This window comes from Streptomyces sp. NPDC058662, assembly GCF_042716255.1.
GTDB lineage: Bacteria > Actinomycetota > Actinomycetes > Streptomycetales > Streptomycetaceae > Streptomyces.
This window is the reverse complement of the sequence record NZ_JBHXRU010000005.1, coordinates 1-17,858: the sequence shown is the minus strand read 5'-3', so window position 1 is coordinate 17,858 and position 17,858 is coordinate 1. Positions and strand designations below refer to the sequence as shown.

Genomic DNA, 17,858 nt, shown 5'->3' with positions numbered 1-17,858 from the left:
ACCGGTCCGGACGGCGGCGGCGTCACCGGGCCGGATCGGCGGCGGTCCGCGCGGGAGCGGGCCGTTCGGCGGGGCCCGCCGCGCGCATGCGGCCGTACGCGTAGACGCAGCCGGCCAGGGCCAGGTCCGACAGCAGCATGAAGCCGATGGAGTAGGAGCCGGTGGCGCTGAACACGGCGCCCATGACCAGCGGAGGCACGAAGCCGCCCAGGCCGCCCACCGCGCCCACGATGCCGGTGACGCTGCCCACCTGCGGCTGCGGAGTCACCTGCGACACCAGGGCGAAGACGCTGCCACTGGCCGTTCCGAGTCCGGCCGCGATGCACAGCAGGCAGATCGTGCCGACCGGATCCAGTGCCGGGTCGAAGGCCTGGACGATGGCGAGCACAGCGACGACGCCGAGGGCGGCCGAGGTCACCACGGCCGGATGGACACGGTCGGCCAGCCAACCGCCGAGCGGCCGGAAGACCACGGTGACCAGGGCGAACCCGGCTGCCTTGGTGCCCGCGTCGGTCGGCGACAACGCGTAGAAGGTCTTCAAGTACGTCGGCAGGTAGACCCCGAAGGCGACGATGCCGCCGAAGCCGATCGCGTAGAGGGCGGACAGCTCCCAGGTCACCCGCAGCCTCCCGGCCCGGCCGAGGCGGTCCGTGAGCGGTGCGGTGGGCAGCGGCCGATCGGGCCGGTCGCGGATCAGCAGGGCGGCGAGCAGCGCGTACGCGGCCAGTGCGGCCGCCACCACGAGGAAGGGCAGGTTCTCGTCGTCCCGGGCCATCCGCGGGGTGAAGTAGCCCGAGAGCGCCACACCGCCCATCCCCATGCCGAACACGCCGAGGCCGAACCCGCGGCGTTCCGGGGGAAACCAGGAGTTGACCAGCGGGACACCGATGGCGAACGTGGTGCCGCCCAGGCCGAGCAGGAAACCGACGGCCAGCGTCGCGGCGTACGAGTCACGCGCCGGGATCAGCAGCAGCACCGGGACGATGGTGAGCGCGGAGACCAGCGGGAACATCAGCCGCGCACCGTAGCGGTCGGTGAGCGCGCCGACCGGGACCCGCCCCAGCGCGCCGACGATCACCGGCACGGCGACGAGCAGGGACTGCTGGAGGGAGCTCAGGCCGAGCCGGTCCCGGTAGTCGCTGCCGAGCGGGGCGATCAGGTCCCAGGCCCAGAAAGTCAGCGTGAAGCCGATGGTGACGACGGCCAGGTGGAGACAGGCGGCCGGAGGTGTTCGGCCGGACGGCGTCCGGTGGGCTGCTCGCACGGTGCCATGCTAGGCACCGACCCCCCGTACGACGGGGAGCGCACCGCCCGGAACACCGGTCCCCGTCCCGACCGGGGCAGGCTGCCCGCCCCTCCGGGCGACGCGGCCCGCGCCCGGACGGGTCACGCCTTGCGGTACGTGTACGCCTCCGCCGCCACGGACGCGACGGCGTCCAGCGCCGCGCCCGCCGACGCGGCGACCACCGCGGCGATCGCGCCCTCCACGAACGGCGCGTCCACCAGCCGCGAGCCGGACGGCAGTTCCTCGTCCAGCAGCAGCGCCTTCACCGTCAGGACCGAGCTCCCCAGGTCCACGAGCAGCGCGACCCCGGCGCCCCCGTCCACCTCCCGCGCAGCCGCGACGATCAGCTCCGCACTCGTCCCCAGTCCGCCGTCGGCCGTCCCGCCCGCCGTCGCCACCGGGCACACGGGGCCGCCTCCAGCGAGGTCGCGCGCGAGTTCGGCCACCGACCGCGCCACCGCCGCGCTGTGCGACACCAGCACGATGCCGACCAGACCGCCCCCCGCGGGCCCGGCCGTACGCCCGGCCGTGCTCGCGCCCGTGCTCGCGCCCGTACTCGCGCCCGTGCTCGCGCCCGTGTTCCCGTCCTCGTTCCCGCCCGTCACAGCGCACCGTCCGCCACGTCCGCCAGTGCCCCGAGCAGCAACGCCGAGGAGGCCGCGCCCGGATCCTGGTGCCCGATGCTCCGCTCCCCGAGGTAGCTGGCCCGCCCCTTGCGCGCCCGCAGCGGCACGGTGGCCAGCGCCCCCTCCTCCGCCGCGTCCGCCGCCGCCCGGTACGACGTACCCAGCGCGGCCACGCCCGGCACCAGCGCGTCCAGCATCGTCTTGTCGCCCGGCGCCGCCCCGCCCAGCCGCGCCACCGCGTCGACCCCCGCCCGCAGCGCCTCGGCCAGCTCGGTGTCACCCACCTCGGCGCCCGCCCCCAGCTCCTTGCCCGCGTGCCGCAGCAGCGTCCCGTACAACGGCCCGGACGCGCCGCCGACCGTAGAGATCAGCGTCCGACCGGCCAGGCGCAGTACGTCGCCGGGCGCCGCCGGGACCTCGGCCGCGAGGGCGGCCCGTACGGCCCTGAACCCCCGCAGCAGGTTGCTTCCGTGGTCGGCGTCGCCGATGGCGGAGTCGAGCTCGGTCAGCCGGTCCGCCTCGCGCTCCACGGCGGCCGCGACGGCCTCCATCCAGCGCCGGAAAAAGTCTGCGTCACGCACGGGATCTCCTCACCTCGCACTGCCCTCGCACTGCCCGGAAACCCGGACCGCGGTCCGCCCCATCCTTCCCCGGCCACCTCGCGTTCCACCCCGCCGTCAGCGGCCCCAGCGCAGGGCGGCCGTCTGGACCGGGGCGTCCCACAGCCGCAGCAGCTCGTCGTCCGCCCGGCACAGCGTCACCGAGCACCCCGCCATGTCCAGCGACGTGACGTAGTTCCCCACCAGCGTCCGCGCCACGGGCACACCCCGCTCGGCGAGCACCCGCGCCACCTCCGCGTGGAATCCGTACAGCTCCAGCAGCGGAGTCGCCCCCATCCCGTTCACCAGCGCCAGCACCGGGCCGCCGCCGCCCGGCCCCACCCCGGCCAGGTCCTCCAGCACGGCGCCCACCGCGACCTCCGCGATGTCCCGGGCCGGCATGGCCGCCCGCCGTTCCCGCCCCGGTTCGCCGTGGATCCCGATGCCCAACTCCATCTCCCCGTCGGGCAGGTCGAAGGTCGGGCTGCCCTTCGCAGGCGTGCTGCACGGGCTCAGCGCCACGCCGAAACTGCGCGAGGACTCGTTGACCCGCCGGGCGAGCGCGGTGACCCGCTCCAGGGGAGCCCCCTCCTCCGCCGCGGCCCCGGCGATCTTCTCGACGAAGAGGGTGCCGCCGGTGCCGCGCCGTCCGGCGGTGTACAGGCTGTCGGTCACCGCGACGTCGTCGTCGACCAGTACCCGCTCGATCCGCAGGCCGTCCTCCTCGGCGAGTTCGGCGGCCATATCGAAGTTCAGCACGTCCCCGGTGTAGTTCTTGACGACGAACAGCACACCCTGCCCGGTGTCCACCGCCCCCGCGGCCCGGACCATCTGGTCGGGCACCGGCGAGGTGAACACCTCCCCGGGACACGCGGCCGACAGCATCCCGTACCCCACGAAGCCGGCGTGCAGCGGCTCGTGGCCGGAGCCGCCCCCGGACACCACCCCGACCCGGCGCCCGTCCCGCGCGTCGCGCCGTACGACCACCCGCCGCTCCACGTCGACGTCCAGATCGGGATGCGCGGCGGCCATCCCGCGCAGGGCGTCGGCGACCACGGACTCCGGACTGTTGATCAGCATCCGCATGCGTATCTCCCGGTGAGGCTGACAAGTGACCGTCGGACCGGTGCCCCGCGACCGTGCCGGGGACGGGCGGCTCGATGGCTGCGACGGTACCGGTTCCCGACCGGGGAGACCGAGAGCATCGCGGTAGTGGCGCCGGCGGCCCGGAGGACGACCGGGCGGCCGCGGTCACCGGCCGACCCGGTACCCGCGGTCCGGGACTCTCCGTCCGCTCACGCGATCTCGTCGCGGATCGCGTTGCGGTGTTCCTCGTAGACGAGCCGCGCGTCGTCGCTCGCGAGCGCCTCGGTGGTGAGGCCGCAGGCGCACGTCACGACGGTGAGGCCGGACGGAGTGCGCAGGGTGTGCCCCTCGGGGCTGGTCCACGCCTGGCCGGCCGGGTTCTCGTACCGGAGGTGGTGGCGGTACTGGGGCTCGCGGGTCTGGCCCCGGCCGCGGCCGGTGCTGGGCTGGTCGCCGGTGGCGTGCTGATCACTCATGGCTCCAGTGTGGCCGGGCGGGCGGCGATCCAGGGGATCGGCTCGTGTGCGTCGGGTTCTGCGCGCGGTGTCCGCGTCCGCGGTCCGGGCATCGCGCCGCGGGTTCGGGGGGGTCGGTCCCACATGCTGGGGCGGCGCGGTGTGGGGTCTGGCGCCATCGCATGCCCGCGACCCGCTTCCTAGGCTCGCACCCAGTTGATCCGTACGCCCCGGACCGGAGCCGGCACGGGGTGTGCGGTCAGGGCGAGGGAGTGGTGGATGAGTGTGGACAAGGTGGTCGGAGACGCCCTCGAAGCGGTCGCCGATGTGGGGGAGGGCGACTCCCTGGCGGTCGGCGGATTCGGACTGTGCGGGATACCCGGCGTGCTGATCGAGGCCCTGCGCCGGCGCGGCGTCGGCGGCCTGCGCGTGGTCTCCAACAACTGCGGTGTGGACGACTGGGGCCTCGGCCTGCTGCTGCGCCAAGGACTGATCGCCCGTATGACCAGCTCGTACGTGGGGGAGAACAAGGAGTTCGCCCGCCAGTACCTCAGTGGCGAGTTGGAGGTGGAGCTGGTCCCGCAGGGCACGCTGGCCGAGCGGCTGCGGGCCGGGGGAGCGGGCATACCGGCCTTCTACACGCCGGCGGGAGTCGGAACGCAGATCGCGGACGGCGGCCTGCCCTGGCGCCACGCCCCCGACGGAGGCGTCGTCGTGGCGTCCCCGCCCAAGGAGACGAGGTCCTTCGGCGGTCGCGCGTACCTCCTGGAGGAGGGGATCGCCACCGACTTCGCGCTTGTACGGGCGGCGGTCGGCGACCGGCACGGCAACCTCGTCTTCCACTCCTCCGCCCGCAACTTCAACCCCCTCGCCGCCATGGCGGGACGCGTCACCGTGGCCGAGGTCGAGGAGCTCGTCGAGCCGGGCGAGATCGATCCGGACCGCGTCCATCTGCCCGGCATCTTCGTCCAGCGTGTCATCCGTGTCGCGGCCGGCGATCCGGCCGCGGCGAAGCGCATCGAGCGGCGCACCGCGCGACCGCGTACCGAGGAGACCGCCTGATGGCCCTGACACGTGAGCAGATGGCGGCCCGGGCCGCCCGGGAGCTGGCCGACGGCTCGTACGTCAACCTCGGGATAGGCCTGCCCACCCTCATCCCCAACCACATGCCGGCCGGTGTCGAGGTCGTCCTCCATTCGGAGAACGGCGTCCTCGGCGTCGGACCGTACCCGCACGAGGAGGACATCCACCCCGACCTGATCAACGCGGGCAAGGAGACGGTCACTCTCGCCGCCGGTGCGTCCGCCTTCGATTCCGCACTGTCCTTCGGCATGATCCGGGGCGGTCACATCGACGTCGCGGTCCTGGGCGCCATGCAGGTGTCGGCCTTCGGCGACCTCGCCAACTGGATGATCCCGGGGAAGATGGTCAAGGGGATGGGCGGGGCCATGGACCTGGTCCACGGCGCCCGCCGGGTGATCGTCCTCATGGAGCACACGGCCCGGGACGGCTCGCACAAGCTGGTGGGGGAATGCACACTGCCGCTCACGGGGCGAGGTGTGGTGCACCGCGTCATCACCGATCTCGCGGTACTCGACGTCACACGGTCCGGGTTCGTGCTGCGTGAGGTGGCTCCCGGCGTGAGCGTGGACGAGGTGCGGGCGGCGACCGGCGCGGAACTGGCGCTCGCCGCGGACCTGGTGGCCGGTGCCTGAGCCGGTCATGGCACTAGCAGGACGGCGTTCGCGACGCAACGGGGCGAGGAACGCAGTCGCAGCGGCAGGCTGTGGGGCGCGGCGCCATTCTGAGGCGGCGACCTCCGCTCCTACCTTTGCGGCCACCCCCAGGTGCCGGCCACCTCGTCGACGGCCGTGCCGGGGGGTCGCGCGATCCGTTCCGATCGTGCGTCACCCGCCGAGGGAGCCACCGCCATGCCGTTGTTCGCGATACGTCCGAAGTCGACATCGACGTCGGCATCAGCGCCGGCACCCAAGCCGGAGCCGAGTCCGCCGCCGCTGTCGCCGCCGCCCCGAGGCCCCCGGCGTCCCGCGGGAGGGAGAGGGCGCGGGCGCCGTGCCCTGAGCCGGCTGACCGCCGTCGTGGCCCTGGTGGCGGGAGCGGCCCTGCTGCCGCCCGCGGGCGCACCGGCCGCCGCCGAGGCAGGCGTCGCCCTGCAGAAGGTCAGCAGTTTCGGCGCCAACCCGGGCGCGCTGAACATGTACGTGTACCGGCCCGCCGGTCTGCCCGCCAACCCGGCCGTCGTGGTCGCGCTGCACGGCTGCACCCAGACGGCCCAGATCTACGCCGACAACTCGGGCCTGACGAAGTTCGCCGATCAGCAGCGCTTCGTGCTGGTCCTCGCGGAGACCACCGCCGCCAACAACGCCGGCCAGTGCTTCAACTTCTTCGAGCCCGGCGACAATCGGCGCGGCCAGGGCGAGGCCGCCTCGATCCGCCAGATGGTCGCGCACGCCGGTTCCGCCTACGGCACGGATCCGGCCCGCGTGTACGCCACCGGACTGTCCGCCGGCGGCGCGATGACCTCGGTGATGCTCGCCGCGTACCCCGACGTCTTCGCGGCGGGCGCGGTGATCGCCGGTATTCCCTACGGCTGCGCCGACACCGTCTCGGCCGCGTACACGTGTATGAGCCCCGGCGTGGACCGGACGCCCTCGGCCTGGGCCCAGAGCGTCCGCGACGCCAACCCCGGGTACAACGGCCCCTGGCCGCGGGTGGCGGTCTGGCACGGCGACAACGACACCACGGTCGTACCGAGGAACGCGGTGGAACTGCGCGACCAGTGGACCGCCCTCCACGGTCTGGACCAGGCCCCGGACCGCACCTCCACCATCGGCCCCAACCAGACCAGGAGGGAGCAGTACCTCGCGCCCGGCGGCGCGGTCGCCGTCGAGGTCGACCGGGTGCCCTCCATCGCTCACGGCACCCCCGTCGACCCCGGCACCGGCGCCCAGCAGTGCGGCGCCGCCGGGACCGCGAACTTCATCCGCTCCATCTGCTCCAGCCACTGGGTCACCGCGTTCTTCGGCCTGGACGGCTCCGCCCCGGACCCCGGAGGGCTGCCGGCCCCCGGCGGCCTGAGCGCTACGGGAGCCACGGACACGTCGGTCACCCTGAACTGGAACGCGGTCGCGGGCGCCGCCTCGTACGCGGTGTACCGGGACGGCGCCCGCGTCGCCACACCCACCGCCGCCCCGTTCACCGACACGGGCCTGAGCGCGGGCACCGCCCACCACTACAGCGTGGCCGCCCGCGACGCGGCCGGTACGGAGGGCGTGCGCTCCGCCGAGGTCGCCGCCACCACCACCGGCGCGGCCGCCAAGTGCTGGACCGCGAGCAACTACCAGCACGTACAAGCCGGTCGGGCCACCACCGCCGGCGGCTACGCCTACGCCAAGGGATCGAACCAGAACATGGGCCTGTACAACACCTTCGTCACGCACACCTTGAAGGAGTCACCCGCCGGCTACTACGTCCTCGCCGACGGAATGTGCTCCTGACCGCCCGCCGGCCGGGGCGCGCCGCGGCCCTGTGGTGCGCGACCCCATGTCCGGGACCGGGCTTGTGGTGCCCGGCGCCCTGACCGGGGAGGTGGCCGGCGGCATAGCGTCCGCTTGCCCGCCGACCCCACCCTTCTCGGAGGTACCCGTGCCCCCAGTGCGCCGAGCACCGCACGTCCCCCCGCCGCCGCGGCGATCGAGCCCCGAGCGGCGGCATACCCGGACCCTGCGGCGCGCAGCCGCGGCGGCGGCCGCCCTCCTGGTCGTGGCCGCCGTCCCGGCGGCGGCCCAGCCCGGCGGCGAAGCCGGGACGGCGGGCCACTGCGCGTCGATGTCCCGGCTGAAGGTGCCGGGCGCCGAACGGCAGGAGAGGTCCTGCCTGGACGAGCTCACCACGGCCGGCACCGTGGCCTCGGGCCACACCGACACGGCCGACTGGGCGGGGCTGACCCCGGCCGCGCTGCCCGTTCCGGACGGGGTGCCCGGTATCCAGATCGACGGCTACTTCCCGGACACCTCGCGCGGCAACACCAACCACGGCTGGAACCACGACGCGCAGTTCGTGATCCGCCTGCCCGACCGCTGGAACGGCGGCCTGGTCGTCGCGGGCTCCCCGGGAGTCCGCGAGCAGTACGCCAACGACCGCGCCATCGGGGACTGGGTCCTGTCCCGGGGCTACGCCTTCGCTGCCACGGACAAGGGCAACACCGGCGCCGCCTTCCACCGGGACGGCGCCGCCCCGGGCGACGCCATAGCCGAGTGGAACACCCGCGTCACCGAGCTCACCCGGGCCGCCCGCGCCGTGGTCGGGCAGCGCTACCACCGGCCCCCCTCGACCACACTGGCCACCGGTATGTCGAACGGCGGCTACCTGGTGCGGTGGCAGTTGGAGAACCACCCCGAGCTGTACTCCGGGGGAGTGGACTGGGAGGGCACGCTCTGGCGGACGCGAGGGCCGCACCTGCTCACCTTCCTGCCGCCCGCACTGCGCGCCTACCCCGCGTACGCGGCGGGCGGCGAGGGCGCGGAACGGGCGCACCGCGAGATGACGGCGGCCGGCTTCCCCACCGGCTCGGAGTTCCTGTGGCCCTTCCACCACCAGTACTACTGGGATCTGACCCAGCGGATCTACCGCGAGGAACTGGATCCGGGCTACGACGGCGCGCTGGAGGCCGGAACGCCGTTCTGCGCACCGGGCTCGCCCGCCTGCGACAGCGACTACGACTACGGCTCCCGACCGCGGAGCGTCCACCAGGCCGTCGCGAAGATCGCCCTGACCGGGCGGATAGGCCGACCCCTGATCACTCTGCACGGCACCCTCGACGTGCTGCTTCCCATCGGCCAGGGGTCCGACGTGTACGCAGAGATGGTGCGGGCCGCGGGCCGCGGCCACCTCTTCCGCTACTACCGGGTCGAGGGAGGAACGCACGTCGACTCGCTCTACGACGCCTTCCCCGACCGGCTCCGCCCGCTGACGCCCTGCCACCGCTCGGCCTTCACGGCACTGGAGGGCTGGCTGGGCCGCGGCGTCCAGCCGCCTCCCAGCCGCACCTTGCCCCGCCCGGGCGCCGCGGACCCCGAAAGCCTGCTCACCCGGTGCCGGCTCACACCTGACACCGCCTGACATGGTGCGAGACCGCGGGAGCGGGGTCCCTCTGCGGGCCCCGCTCCCGCGCGTCTGCCACCTGCCGCGACGCCCGTCGCGAATCCGCCGCTAACCCGTCGCGAGTCCGCCGTACGCCACCCCGGAGCCGGCCCGTTGGTGAAGACCCACACAGGGCGGCGCCCGACTGTGGCGGGCCCGCACATGGGAGTGGCACGTGCGTGTCCCGCATGATTCCGGCCATGACAAGCGGAATCACTCCCGCGTTCGACGGGACAGCAGGTGTCGACCTGACCGGCCGCACCGCCATGGTGACCGGCGCGGGCAGCGGCATCGGACGGGCCTGCGCCACGGCGTTCGCCGCCGCCGGAGCCCTCGTCCACGTCGTCGACATCGACAAGGAGTCGGCCGAGGCCGTCGCCGAGGAGATCGGCGGCCGGGCCCACGTGGTGGACCTGGCCCGTCCCGACTCCGTGGAGGAACTGCCGGCCGAGGTCGACGTCCTCGTCAACAACGCCGGATTCCAGCACGTGGCGCCGCTGACCGAGTTCCCTCCGGAACGCTTCGAGCTCATCCAGAAGGTCATGGTCCACGCACCCTTCCTGCTGCTGCGCCGGACCCTGCCGCACATGTACGCGCGGGGCTGGGGCCGGGTCGTCAACATCTCCAGCGTGCACGGCCTGCGCGCCAGCGCCTTCAAGGCCGGCTACGTGACCGCGAAGCACGCCCTCGAAGGGCTGAGCAAGGTCGCGGCGCTCGAAGGGGCCCCGTACGGCGTCACCAGCAACTGCATCAACCCCGGCTACGTCCGCACGCCCCTGGTCGAGCAGCAGATCGCCGCCCAGGCCGCGGCCCACGGCATCGACCCGGAACAGGTCGTCAGCGAGGTGATGCTCAGCCGCTCCGCGATCAAACGGATGATCCGGCCCGAGGAGGTCGCCGCCGTCGCCCTGTGGATCTGCGGTCCCCACACCGGCTACATCACCGGTTCCTCCCTCCCCCTGGACGGCGGCTGGACCGCGGCCTGACCGCCCCCACCCCCGTTCCCCTGGCCGTCCCCCGCGCCCTCTCCCGTACCTGCACGCACTCCCACCACCGCTCCCAGCCGAAATGTGGTACCCCGCCATGCCAAACCAGGCACCCAGAACCGGTATCGCGCGTGTCATCAGCGCCAGCCTGATCGGCACCACCATCGAGTGGTACGACTTCTTCCTGTACGGCTCCGCCGCCGCCCTCGTCTTCAACGAGCTGTTCTTCCCGACCAGCGAGCCCCTGGTCGGCACCCTGCTGGCCTTCCTCACCTACGCCATCGGCTTCGCGGCCCGACCGCTCGGCGGCATGGTCTTCGGCCACTACGGCGACAAGATCGGCCGCAAGAAGCTCCTCGTCCTCAGCCTGCTGCTGATGGGCGGCGCCACCTTCGCCATGGGCCTGCTGCCCACGCACGCCACCATCGGCGTCGGAGCCCCGATCCTGCTCACCCTGCTGCGGCTGGTCCAGGGCTTCGCCCTCGGCGGCGAGTGGGGCGGTGCGGTCCTGCTGGTCTCCGAACACGGCGACGACAAGAACCGCGGCTTCTGGGCCTCCTGGCCCCAGGCCGGCGCCCCCGGCGGCAACCTGCTGGCCACCGGCGTACTGGCGCTGCTGGCCGCGTTCCAGTCCGAGGAGGCGTTCCTCGCCTGGGGATGGCGGATCCCGTTCCTGCTCTCCGGCGTGCTGGTGCTGATCGGCCTGTGGATCCGCGTATCGGTCTCGGAGTCCCCGGTCTTCCTGGAGGCCCAGGCCAAGGCCGCCGAGCGCGCCGCCGCCGGCGTCAAGGAGAAGCCGCCCGTGGCCGAGGTGTTCCGGACGAACTGGCGCGGAGTCCTCACCGCCGTCGGCACCCGGTTCGGCGAGAACATCTCGTACTACATCATCACGGCCTTCCTGCTCGTCTACATCACCACCCACCTCGGGCTGTCCAAGAGCCAGGGGCTGAACGCCGCCCTCATCGGCTCCGCCGTCCACTTCGTCACGATCCCCGCGTGGGGCGCGCTGTCCGACCGGATCGGCCGCCGCCCGGTCACCCTGATCGGCTCGGTGGGCATGGCCGGCTGGGCGTTCGCGTTCTTCGCGATGCTGGACACCAAGTCGTTCCCCGTGATCGCCGCCGCCGTCACCATCGGGCTGGTCCTGCACGGCGCGATGTACGGGCCCCAAGCGGCCTTCATCTCCGAGATGTTCGACACCAGGATCCGCTACTCCGGCGCCTCCATGGGCTCCCAGCTCGCGTCCATCATCGGCGGCGCGCTCGCCCCCATCATCGCGGTCGCCCTGCTCGACGCCTACGACTCGTCCACCCCGATCTCGATCTACCTCGCCGCGGCGGCGGCCGTCACCACCCTGACCGTGCTGGCGGCCAAGGAGACCCGCGGGCGTAACCTGGCGCAGGACCACCTGCCCGGCGACGCGACAGTCCCCGGCAGCCGCACGACCCAGCACGACCGGGTCCCGGCCGACAGCTGAGCGGGCACCCGCCGTACCGCGCCGCCCCGGGTGGTACGGCGGGCACCGCACCGGGCCCGCGCCCACCGGCGGAACACCCGGTACGCGCGCACCCCACCGCATCCAGAACCCCGGAGAGCCGCCCATGCCCCCCTCGGTGAAGAAGCCCGACGCGGGACCGGCGTTCGCCGCCGTGCGGCAGCTGCTGGACCTCCTCGCCCAGGGCGCACCCCTCGAACACTTCACGCGTCCGGGCGAGGCCGCCCAGGACGCGGGCGTCCCCGAGCCGGACAGAGCCGCGATCGCCGAAGCCACCCAGGTGGCGCTGCGCATCCGCCGCACGCTCATCCAGCACCGCCGGCGCGAGGTGGAACTCGCCGCGCTCTTCGACACCGCCGGCGACCTCGCTGCCCTCAGGGACCTCGACGCCGTCCTCCGGGCGATCACCCACCGGGCCAAGCTGCTGCTCGGCACGGACGTCACGTACCTGTCCCTCAACGACGACGAGGCCGGCGACACCTACATGCGGGTGACCGACGGATGCGTGTCCGCCGCGTTCCAGCAGGTCCGCCTCGGCATGGGCGAGGGCCTCGGCGGCCTGGTGGCCGAGACGGCCCGCCCGTACACCACCGGCGACTACCGCGACGACCCGCGCTTCAAGCACACCACCACCATCGACAGCGCCGTGACGGAGGAGGGCCTGCGGGCCATCCTCGGCGTACCGCTGCGGGTCGGGACCCGTGTCATCGGAGTCCTCTACGCGGCGGACCGCACCGCCCGCACCTTCACCCCCGACGAGATCGCGCTGCTGTCCTCGCTGGCCGACCACGCCGCCATCGCCATCGACAGCGCCCGCCTGCTGGAGGAGACGCGTACCGCCCTCGTCGACCTCAACGCGGCGTCGCAGACGATCGAGGCCCACAGCCAGGCCATGCGGCGGGCCGAGGACGCCCACGACCGGCTCACCGACCTCGTCCTGCGCGGCGGGGACATCGCCGAGGTCGCGAACGCCATCGGCGCCGTACTCCAGGGCGGGACCCTCATCCACGACGCCGAGGGCGCCGAACTCGCCCGGGCCGGGGCAGACCCCCGACCCCCCTCGGCGCAGGCCGTCGCGGCCTCCCGCGCCGGAGGACGCGCCGTTCCCGTGCAGGGCACCTGGGTGTGCGCCGTCCTCGCCGGACACGAACTCCTCGGCAGCATCGCGCTGACCGGCCGCGCCGACCTCAGCGAGGCCGACCGCCGCCTCTTCGAACGGGCCAGCGTCGTCACCGCCTTGCTCCTGCTCCTGCGGCGCTCCGTCGCCGAGGCAGAGGACCGGGTACGCGGCGAACTCCTGGGAGACCTGCTCACCCGGGCCGCGGACACCACCAGCCTGTCGGCCCGCGCCCGCCGCCTCAGGCTGAACCTGAACCACCCCCACTCGGTCTTCGTGCTCCACGCCGAGGCGGCGCCGCGCCAACGGCTGCTGTCCGCGGCCGCCCGCACCGCGCAGAACCGCAAGGGACTGGCCGGCCCCCACCACGACGACGTGGTACTCCTCTACCCGTCCGACACCCCGAGCTCCTGCGCGCGCTCACTCGCCGAGGAACTGGGCCACGCCGTGGGCTCCCCCGTCACCGTCGGAGCCGCCGGCCCCGTGACCGGCCCCGGAGGCTTCGCCGACGCCCACGCGGAAGCCCGCCGCTGCCTGGCCGCGCTCCGCGCACTGGGCCACGACGGCACCGGCTCCGCCCTGACCGACCTCGGGTTCCTCGGCGTACTCCTCGGGGACCAGACCGACCTGGGCGGATACGTCCGCCAGACCGTGGGCCCCGTCGTCGAGTACGACGCCAAACGCGGCACCGACCTCATGCACACCCTCCAGGTCTACTTCGCCGTCGGGATGAGCCAGTCCAGGGCGAGAGAGGCCCTCCACGTGCACATCAACACCGTGGTGCAGCGCCTGGACCGCATCGGACAACTCCTCGGCCGTGACTGGCAGTCCCCGGAGAGGGTGCTGGAGATCCAGCTCGCCCTGCGCATCGCCCGCATAGCACCGAAGAACGGGCCGGAGTCCTAGCGCGATGCAGGCCGCCGGTATCCCGGCGATCACCGCGCTGAAGGGCGTGCGCGCCCCCCCGGGGGGCAAGCTCTGAACTTGCTCAAACCCGGCTTGGGAACCTCCGCGCGGGGCATCCCCCGTTCACAGATCGCGAACGAACGGAACAACGGGGGTACGGCTCATGGAGTACGTGGTGATGGTGGGGTTCGTCCTCATCGTGCTGGCGGTCGCGGCGCTACGGGCGGGCAGGCCTCCTTCCCAGCGGCGCCGCTCCCGGTCCTGGGGCGGCGGCGGTGACAGCGGCGGCCACGGCTGCGGCGGCGGGTCCTCCTGCGGGGGCGGCGGGTCTTCCTGCGGGGGAGGAGGCGGCGGCGACTGAGCCCACCTGAGGCGGCGTCGGGGGCGATTGGCCCCAATCGTCCTGTGCCGATCCTGCGGGCTTCCTTAAGGGAGGTTGAAGAACGGCTCCGAACGGATCTTTTCGCTGGTCACCGTCCTAGGCTCAGCCGGAGCCCCTTCCTCCCATTCTCTCCGTGAGGTGCTACCGGCATGAGCCGCAGCCAAACCCCCGCAACGCCGTCCCGTGTCGAAGCCCGCCGCAAGAAGGCGGTGCGCACGCGCATCGTGCTGTCCCTCACCGCGGCCGCAGCCGCGGTCGCGGTCGGCGTCGCGGTGGCTGACTCCGACAGCGGCGGGCGAGCGGACAGCCGGGCCGACGGCGCCGCCGGTGCGAAGTCCGGCGCGAAGACCGGGGCGGCGGGCGCGGACAGCGGGGCGGAGTCGGCGTCCCCCACCCCGGCCCTGCCCGCGGTCACCGCCGAGGCGGCGGCCGCCCCCGGCTCGCTCCCTCCGGAGACGCCCGGCGCCGAGGCCAGTGCTTCCGCCACTCCCACGAAGGCCGAGGCCCCGGCGAGCGAGCCCGCCGCGCCGGCCCCGCCGCAGACGCGCAAGCCCGTACGTACCGCCCCCGCGACGACGGGCGGCGGTTCCGGGGGCTCCGGCACGTCGGGCGGCTCCGGTGGCTCCGGCGGCTCCGGTGGTGCCGCGGACCCGTCCGAGTCCGCCGTCCTCGCCCTGGTCAACAAGGAGCGGGCGGCGGCCGGATGCGGCCCGCTGGCCGCGAACGCCAAGCTGAACGCGGCCGCACGGGCGTACAGCGACACCATGGCCCGCAGCGGGGTCATGTCCCACACCGGTCCGGACGGCTCCACCATGACCAGCCGCGTCGAGGCCGCCGGGTACAAGTGGTCGCGGCTGGGCGAGAACATAGCCCGCGGTCAGAGCGACGCCGACGCCGTGATGAAGGCCTGGATGAACAGCTCCGGCCACAAGGCAAACATCCTCAACTGCGCCTTCAAGGAGATCGGCATAGGCGTCCACAAGGGCGACGGCGGCCCGTGGTGGACGCAGAACTTCGGCACGCCGAGCTGACTGCCGCAGGCCGCCGACCCACTGGTCACCGGCCGCGAACCGCAAGCCCCCTGACCCGGCCTCCGCGTGCCTCCCCCACACGCGCGTGAGGCCGCGCCCGCCGTGACCGGCCCGCCGGCCGAGCGGCACACGTCCTCCTGACCCGTCACCGGGTCAGGAGGACGTCGGCGTCAGCGGCCGCGTCCGGTACCGGGATGCCCGCACCGGCAGCCCGAGCCCGGGAGCCCAAGACGGGGAGGCAGCCCGAGCCGCGAGGCCGGTAGGGGAGGCCTGGAGCGGGAGCCGGTGACAAGCGCCCCTGGCCGTCGGCCACTATGGGGCCGTGCCCCGAATTCCGCGCTACTTGCTCATATGGCTGTCGTGCACCGTCACCAGCGTGACCGCCGTGCTCGCGACGGTCCAGTTCGTGGTCGGATCGACCAGCCGTACGCCCCCAGTGGCGCGGGCCGCCCCGGTGGTCATCGACTCGCCGCCCGCGTGGCTTCCGCCGCCGAGTCCCTCGCCGAGCGAGCCGCCGCCGAGCCCTTCCGCGAGCGTCCCGCCCCCGGCGACCGAGCGGCCGTCGCCCTCGGCCTCCACCCCCACCAGGACCTCCTCCACGGCCGGTCGGACCAGCTCGCCCAAGCCTCTCGCCGTCGACTGCCAGGAGGGCGGACCGGGCCTGCACACCGTCCCCACGCAGGGCGGCAAGGTGACGGTGCGGTACGGCAGCCGGGGCGTGTGCCTGATCTCCGCGATCCCCGGCCGCGGCTTCAAGACCTCCACCTCGCAGACCGCGGCCGACTCCCTCACGGTCACCTTCACCGGCGCGGACCACCGTTCGACCATGACGGCGACGATCACGCCGTCGGCGAAGGCCACCGTCCGCGAGGCGTCCTTCTGAGCGGCCCCGCCCCCTCTCAACGTAACTCCCTTTTCCGGCTGTTTGTCGGCTGGTGTCCGTCCCTCGCGTACGTCCCGGTGAAGCGGAAGGTGAGCTCTTCCTTAGGGGAACCTCAAGATCGGGCGCACGGGGCCCGAGCGGCACGGAGCGGTCCTATGCTCACGTCAGCCGAGCGGCCCCGGTGCCCGGGACGCAGTGTTCCGGGCGAACTGCCGGGCCGCAGGCCGCACCCTTCCGGACGGCGTTCCCGCACGCCCCGGACTCCGCACCGCTCCCCGAGGTGGCCCCGCCATGCGCTCTCCCACGCCCCGCCCCGTCCGCAGCCGCGTCCGGGCCCGCTCCGCCGCGCTCCTGGGCGTGCGGCTCCCGCTGGTCGCCGCCGCCGTGGCCGCGGTGGGGCTGACCGCCGCGTGCGGGCCGTCGTCCCCGGCCGCGCGGTCCGCCCCGGCGGTCACGGCCGCGGCGCCGTCCGCGGCCCTCCCGTCCCAGGCGCCGTCCGCCACCGAGTCCGCCGAGGCGACCCCGACGGCCTCCGCCTCCCCGTCGGCGTCCGACAGCACTCCGCCCGCCGCCTCGGCGAGCCCCGCGCGCGCGAAGACGGCGTCTGCGACCGCCGCGCGGACGACCGCCCGGCCGTCCCGTACCCCCTCCGCCCCCGCGCCGGCGCGCGTACCCGGTCCCGGCTACGACAGTGCGGCAGACCCCCAGAAGGCGGTGGACGCGGCACTGCGGGCGGCCGCGTCGGACGGGCGGATGGTGCTGCTCGACTTCGGCGCCAACTGGTGCGGCAACTGCAAGGCCGCCGACAAGGTGTTCGCGCAGCCCCAGACCACGGCGATCCTCGGAGCCTCGTACCACCTGGTCAAGATCGACATCGGTGGCGGCAGCTCCGCCGGGTCCGCGCTGCTGCGCAAGTACAGCCCCGGGGGCGGAAGCTACAAGATGCCCGTCCTCGTCGTCGTCACCCCGTCCGGCACGGTACGCACCGACACACACCTCACGGGCAACCCCGCCCTGACGCCGGAGGGCATCAACTCCTTCCTCCGCCAGTGGGCGTGATGACAGCAGCGGGCCGCTCCCGCCGGCGCCCAGGGCCGTCCACGGCGGCCCGGAACCGATCCGATCCCCCGAGACCGAGACCGAGGCACAGATGAACGGCTCCCCGTACCTGATCTCCGCGCGGACGGCCCGCCCCGCGGTGGCCGCCTTCCTCGCCCTGGCCGCCCTCGCCGCGTGCGGCCCCCAACAGGCCGGCAAGGGCGCCGCGCCGCCCACGACCCGCTTCAGCGAGAACGGCGTCACCGTCACCCTCACCGTGTCCGACTGGCGCTCCGCGCAGGGCACCCTGACCGCCGTCCTCACCCCCGACGAGGAGGGCTTCCACCTCTACAGCAAGGACCTGCCGCCCACCGGGATCGAAGGAGTCGGCAGACCCACCACCATGGCCGTCACCGGAGCCCTGCGAGCCGACGGGCCACTGGAGGCCGCAGCCGAGGTACGGACCATCAGCGTGCCCGGCGTGGAGGCCCCCGTCCCCGTCTACCCGGACGGACCCGTCACCGCCACCCTCCCCGTCAGCGCCGACGGCAACGGCGAGGCGACCGTACTGATCGGGTACGCGAGCTGCAGCACGGAGGAGGGCTGCACCGTCCCCGTCTCCGACCGCCCCGTACGCCTGCGCGTCACCGACGACGGCCCGGTGTTCGCCGCCGCGCCCTAGTGCCGTGGCCGGAAAGGTTCACCGGGTCGCGGCGCCCGGCACGGCACCTCGCGGCGTTGGCGGACCACGGCGGTACGTCCAGTACGAGCCGTGGTCCGCCGTCTTGCGATGCACCGCACCGGAC

17 protein-coding genes are annotated in these 17,858 nt (G+C 73.9%); 11 read left to right on the top strand and 6 right to left on the bottom strand.

From position 1 onward, the window contains the following. Positions 1 to 22 precede the first annotated feature (22 nt). The 5 genes from ACFWUQ_RS03670 to ACFWUQ_RS03650 all read right to left on the bottom strand — a co-directional run bounded on the left by ACFWUQ_RS03670 (position 23) and on the right by ACFWUQ_RS03650 (position 4,072). Positions 23 to 1,264 (bottom strand): MFS transporter, encoded by a 1,242-nt coding sequence (locus tag ACFWUQ_RS03670; protein ID WP_384532194.1) that lies wholly within the window; start codon positions 1,262 to 1,264, stop codon positions 23 to 25. Positions 1,265 to 1,386: 122 nt separating this feature from the next. Then, positions 1,387 to 1,779, bottom strand: a complete 393-nt coding sequence (locus ACFWUQ_RS03665) for a PTS-dependent dihydroxyacetone kinase phosphotransferase subunit DhaM (protein WP_384532492.1) — start codon at positions 1,777 to 1,779, stop codon at positions 1,387 to 1,389. A gap of 107 nt (positions 1,780 to 1,886) precedes the next feature. Then, complete coding sequence (gene dhaL / locus ACFWUQ_RS03660; RefSeq protein ID WP_384532192.1) at positions 1,887 to 2,492, bottom strand: dihydroxyacetone kinase subunit DhaL; 606 nt, start codon at positions 2,490 to 2,492, stop codon at positions 1,887 to 1,889. Between the two features lie 96 nt (positions 2,493 to 2,588). Next, positions 2,589 to 3,596, bottom strand: a complete 1,008-nt coding sequence (dhaK, locus tag ACFWUQ_RS03655) for a dihydroxyacetone kinase subunit DhaK (protein WP_384532190.1) — start codon at positions 3,594 to 3,596, stop codon at positions 2,589 to 2,591. A gap of 209 nt (positions 3,597 to 3,805) precedes the next feature. Next, positions 3,806 to 4,072: a hypothetical protein gene (locus tag ACFWUQ_RS03650; RefSeq protein ID WP_384532187.1), complete on the bottom strand. Its 267-nt coding sequence runs from the start codon at positions 4,070 to 4,072 to the stop codon at positions 3,806 to 3,808. 258 nt (positions 4,073 to 4,330) lie between these two features. Here ACFWUQ_RS03650 and ACFWUQ_RS03645 point away from each other — a divergent pair, with 258 nt between their 5' ends. From ACFWUQ_RS03645 to ACFWUQ_RS03610, 8 genes are all read left to right on the top strand, one after another. Next, positions 4,331 to 5,113, top strand: a complete 783-nt coding sequence (locus tag ACFWUQ_RS03645; protein WP_384532185.1) for a CoA transferase subunit A — start codon at positions 4,331 to 4,333, stop codon at positions 5,111 to 5,113. Further along, complete coding sequence (locus tag ACFWUQ_RS03640; RefSeq protein WP_384532183.1) at positions 5,113 to 5,766, top strand: CoA transferase subunit B; 654 nt, start codon at positions 5,113 to 5,115, stop codon at positions 5,764 to 5,766. Before ACFWUQ_RS03645 ends, ACFWUQ_RS03640 begins: the two co-directional genes overlap by 1 nt. 501 nt (positions 5,767 to 6,267) lie before the next feature. Beyond that, positions 6,268 to 7,569 (top strand): PHB depolymerase family esterase, encoded by a 1,302-nt coding sequence (locus tag ACFWUQ_RS03635; RefSeq protein WP_384532489.1) that lies wholly within the window; start codon positions 6,268 to 6,270, stop codon positions 7,567 to 7,569. Between the two features lie 226 nt (positions 7,570 to 7,795). After that, on the top strand, positions 7,796 to 9,193 hold the full coding sequence (locus ACFWUQ_RS03630) for a 3-hydroxybutyrate oligomer hydrolase family protein (RefSeq protein WP_384532486.1): 1,398 nt from the start codon (positions 7,796 to 7,798) through the stop codon (positions 9,191 to 9,193). Between the two features lie 221 nt (positions 9,194 to 9,414). Beyond that, the gene (locus ACFWUQ_RS03625) at positions 9,415 to 10,200 is read left to right on the top strand and encodes a 3-hydroxybutyrate dehydrogenase (RefSeq protein WP_384532180.1); all 786 of its coding nucleotides are present in this window, start codon (positions 9,415 to 9,417) and stop codon (positions 10,198 to 10,200) included. Positions 10,201 to 10,297: 97 nt separating this feature from the next. Continuing rightward, entirely contained in the window at positions 10,298 to 11,677 is a 1,380-nt protein-coding gene (locus ACFWUQ_RS03620) for an MFS transporter (protein ID WP_384532178.1), read from the top strand. Between the two features lie 124 nt (positions 11,678 to 11,801). Further along, positions 11,802 to 13,718, top strand: a complete 1,917-nt coding sequence (locus ACFWUQ_RS03615) for a helix-turn-helix domain-containing protein (RefSeq protein WP_384532175.1) — start codon at positions 11,802 to 11,804, stop codon at positions 13,716 to 13,718. A 531-nt stretch (positions 13,719 to 14,249) separates the two neighbouring features. Further along, entirely contained in the window at positions 14,250 to 15,131 is an 882-nt protein-coding gene (locus ACFWUQ_RS03610) for a CAP domain-containing protein (RefSeq protein ID WP_384532173.1), read from the top strand. A 339-nt stretch (positions 15,132 to 15,470) separates the two neighbouring features. On the opposite strand, the gene ACFWUQ_RS03605 is transcribed toward ACFWUQ_RS03610, so the two are convergent. After that, positions 15,471 to 15,755 carry a hypothetical protein gene (locus ACFWUQ_RS03605; protein ID WP_384532170.1) on the bottom strand — a complete coding sequence of 95 codons (285 nt, stop codon included), beginning with the start codon at positions 15,753 to 15,755 and terminating at the stop codon, positions 15,471 to 15,473. A 73-nt stretch (positions 15,756 to 15,828) separates the two neighbouring features. Between ACFWUQ_RS03605 and ACFWUQ_RS03600 the strand changes: the two genes are divergently transcribed. The 3 genes from ACFWUQ_RS03600 (at position 15,829) to ACFWUQ_RS03590 (ending at position 17,734) form a co-directional block, all read left to right on the top strand. Next, complete coding sequence (locus ACFWUQ_RS03600; RefSeq protein ID WP_384532168.1) at positions 15,829 to 16,014, top strand: hypothetical protein; 186 nt, start codon at positions 15,829 to 15,831, stop codon at positions 16,012 to 16,014. Positions 16,015 to 16,305: 291 nt separating this feature from the next. Further along, positions 16,306 to 17,073, top strand: a complete 768-nt coding sequence (locus ACFWUQ_RS03595; RefSeq protein WP_384532165.1) for a thioredoxin family protein — start codon at positions 16,306 to 16,308, stop codon at positions 17,071 to 17,073. Positions 17,074 to 17,164: 91 nt separating this feature from the next. Then, on the top strand, positions 17,165 to 17,734 hold the full coding sequence (locus ACFWUQ_RS03590) for a hypothetical protein (RefSeq protein ID WP_384532163.1): 570 nt from the start codon (positions 17,165 to 17,167) through the stop codon (positions 17,732 to 17,734). Positions 17,735 to 17,858: the final 124 nt, after the last annotated feature.

What these genes read in the sequence shown, in the direction of transcription:
- dhaK (WP_384532190.1), bottom strand. Translation starts at nt 3,596, where the DNA reads ATGCGGATGCTGATCAACAGTCCGGAGTCCGTGGTCGCCGACGCCCTG.
- ACFWUQ_RS03650 (WP_384532187.1), bottom strand. Translation starts at nt 4,072, where the DNA reads ATGAGTGATCAGCACGCCACCGGCGACCAGCCCAGCACCGGCCGCGGC.
- ACFWUQ_RS03645 (WP_384532185.1), top strand. Translation starts at nt 4,331, where the DNA reads ATGAGTGTGGACAAGGTGGTCGGAGACGCCCTCGAAGCGGTCGCCGAT.
- ACFWUQ_RS03640 (WP_384532183.1), top strand. Translation starts at nt 5,113, where the DNA reads ATGGCCCTGACACGTGAGCAGATGGCGGCCCGGGCCGCCCGGGAGCTG.
- ACFWUQ_RS03635 (WP_384532489.1), top strand. Translation starts at nt 6,268, where the DNA reads ATGTACGTGTACCGGCCCGCCGGTCTGCCCGCCAACCCGGCCGTCGTG.
- ACFWUQ_RS03625 (WP_384532180.1), top strand. Translation starts at nt 9,415, where the DNA reads ATGACAAGCGGAATCACTCCCGCGTTCGACGGGACAGCAGGTGTCGAC.
- ACFWUQ_RS03620 (WP_384532178.1), top strand. Translation starts at nt 10,298, where the DNA reads ATGCCAAACCAGGCACCCAGAACCGGTATCGCGCGTGTCATCAGCGCC.
- ACFWUQ_RS03615 (WP_384532175.1), top strand. Translation starts at nt 11,802, where the DNA reads ATGCCCCCCTCGGTGAAGAAGCCCGACGCGGGACCGGCGTTCGCCGCC.
- ACFWUQ_RS03610 (WP_384532173.1), top strand. Translation starts at nt 14,250, where the DNA reads ATGAGCCGCAGCCAAACCCCCGCAACGCCGTCCCGTGTCGAAGCCCGC.
- ACFWUQ_RS03595 (WP_384532165.1), top strand. Translation starts at nt 16,306, where the DNA reads ATGCGCTCTCCCACGCCCCGCCCCGTCCGCAGCCGCGTCCGGGCCCGC.
- ACFWUQ_RS03590 (WP_384532163.1), top strand. Translation starts at nt 17,165, where the DNA reads ATGAACGGCTCCCCGTACCTGATCTCCGCGCGGACGGCCCGCCCCGCG.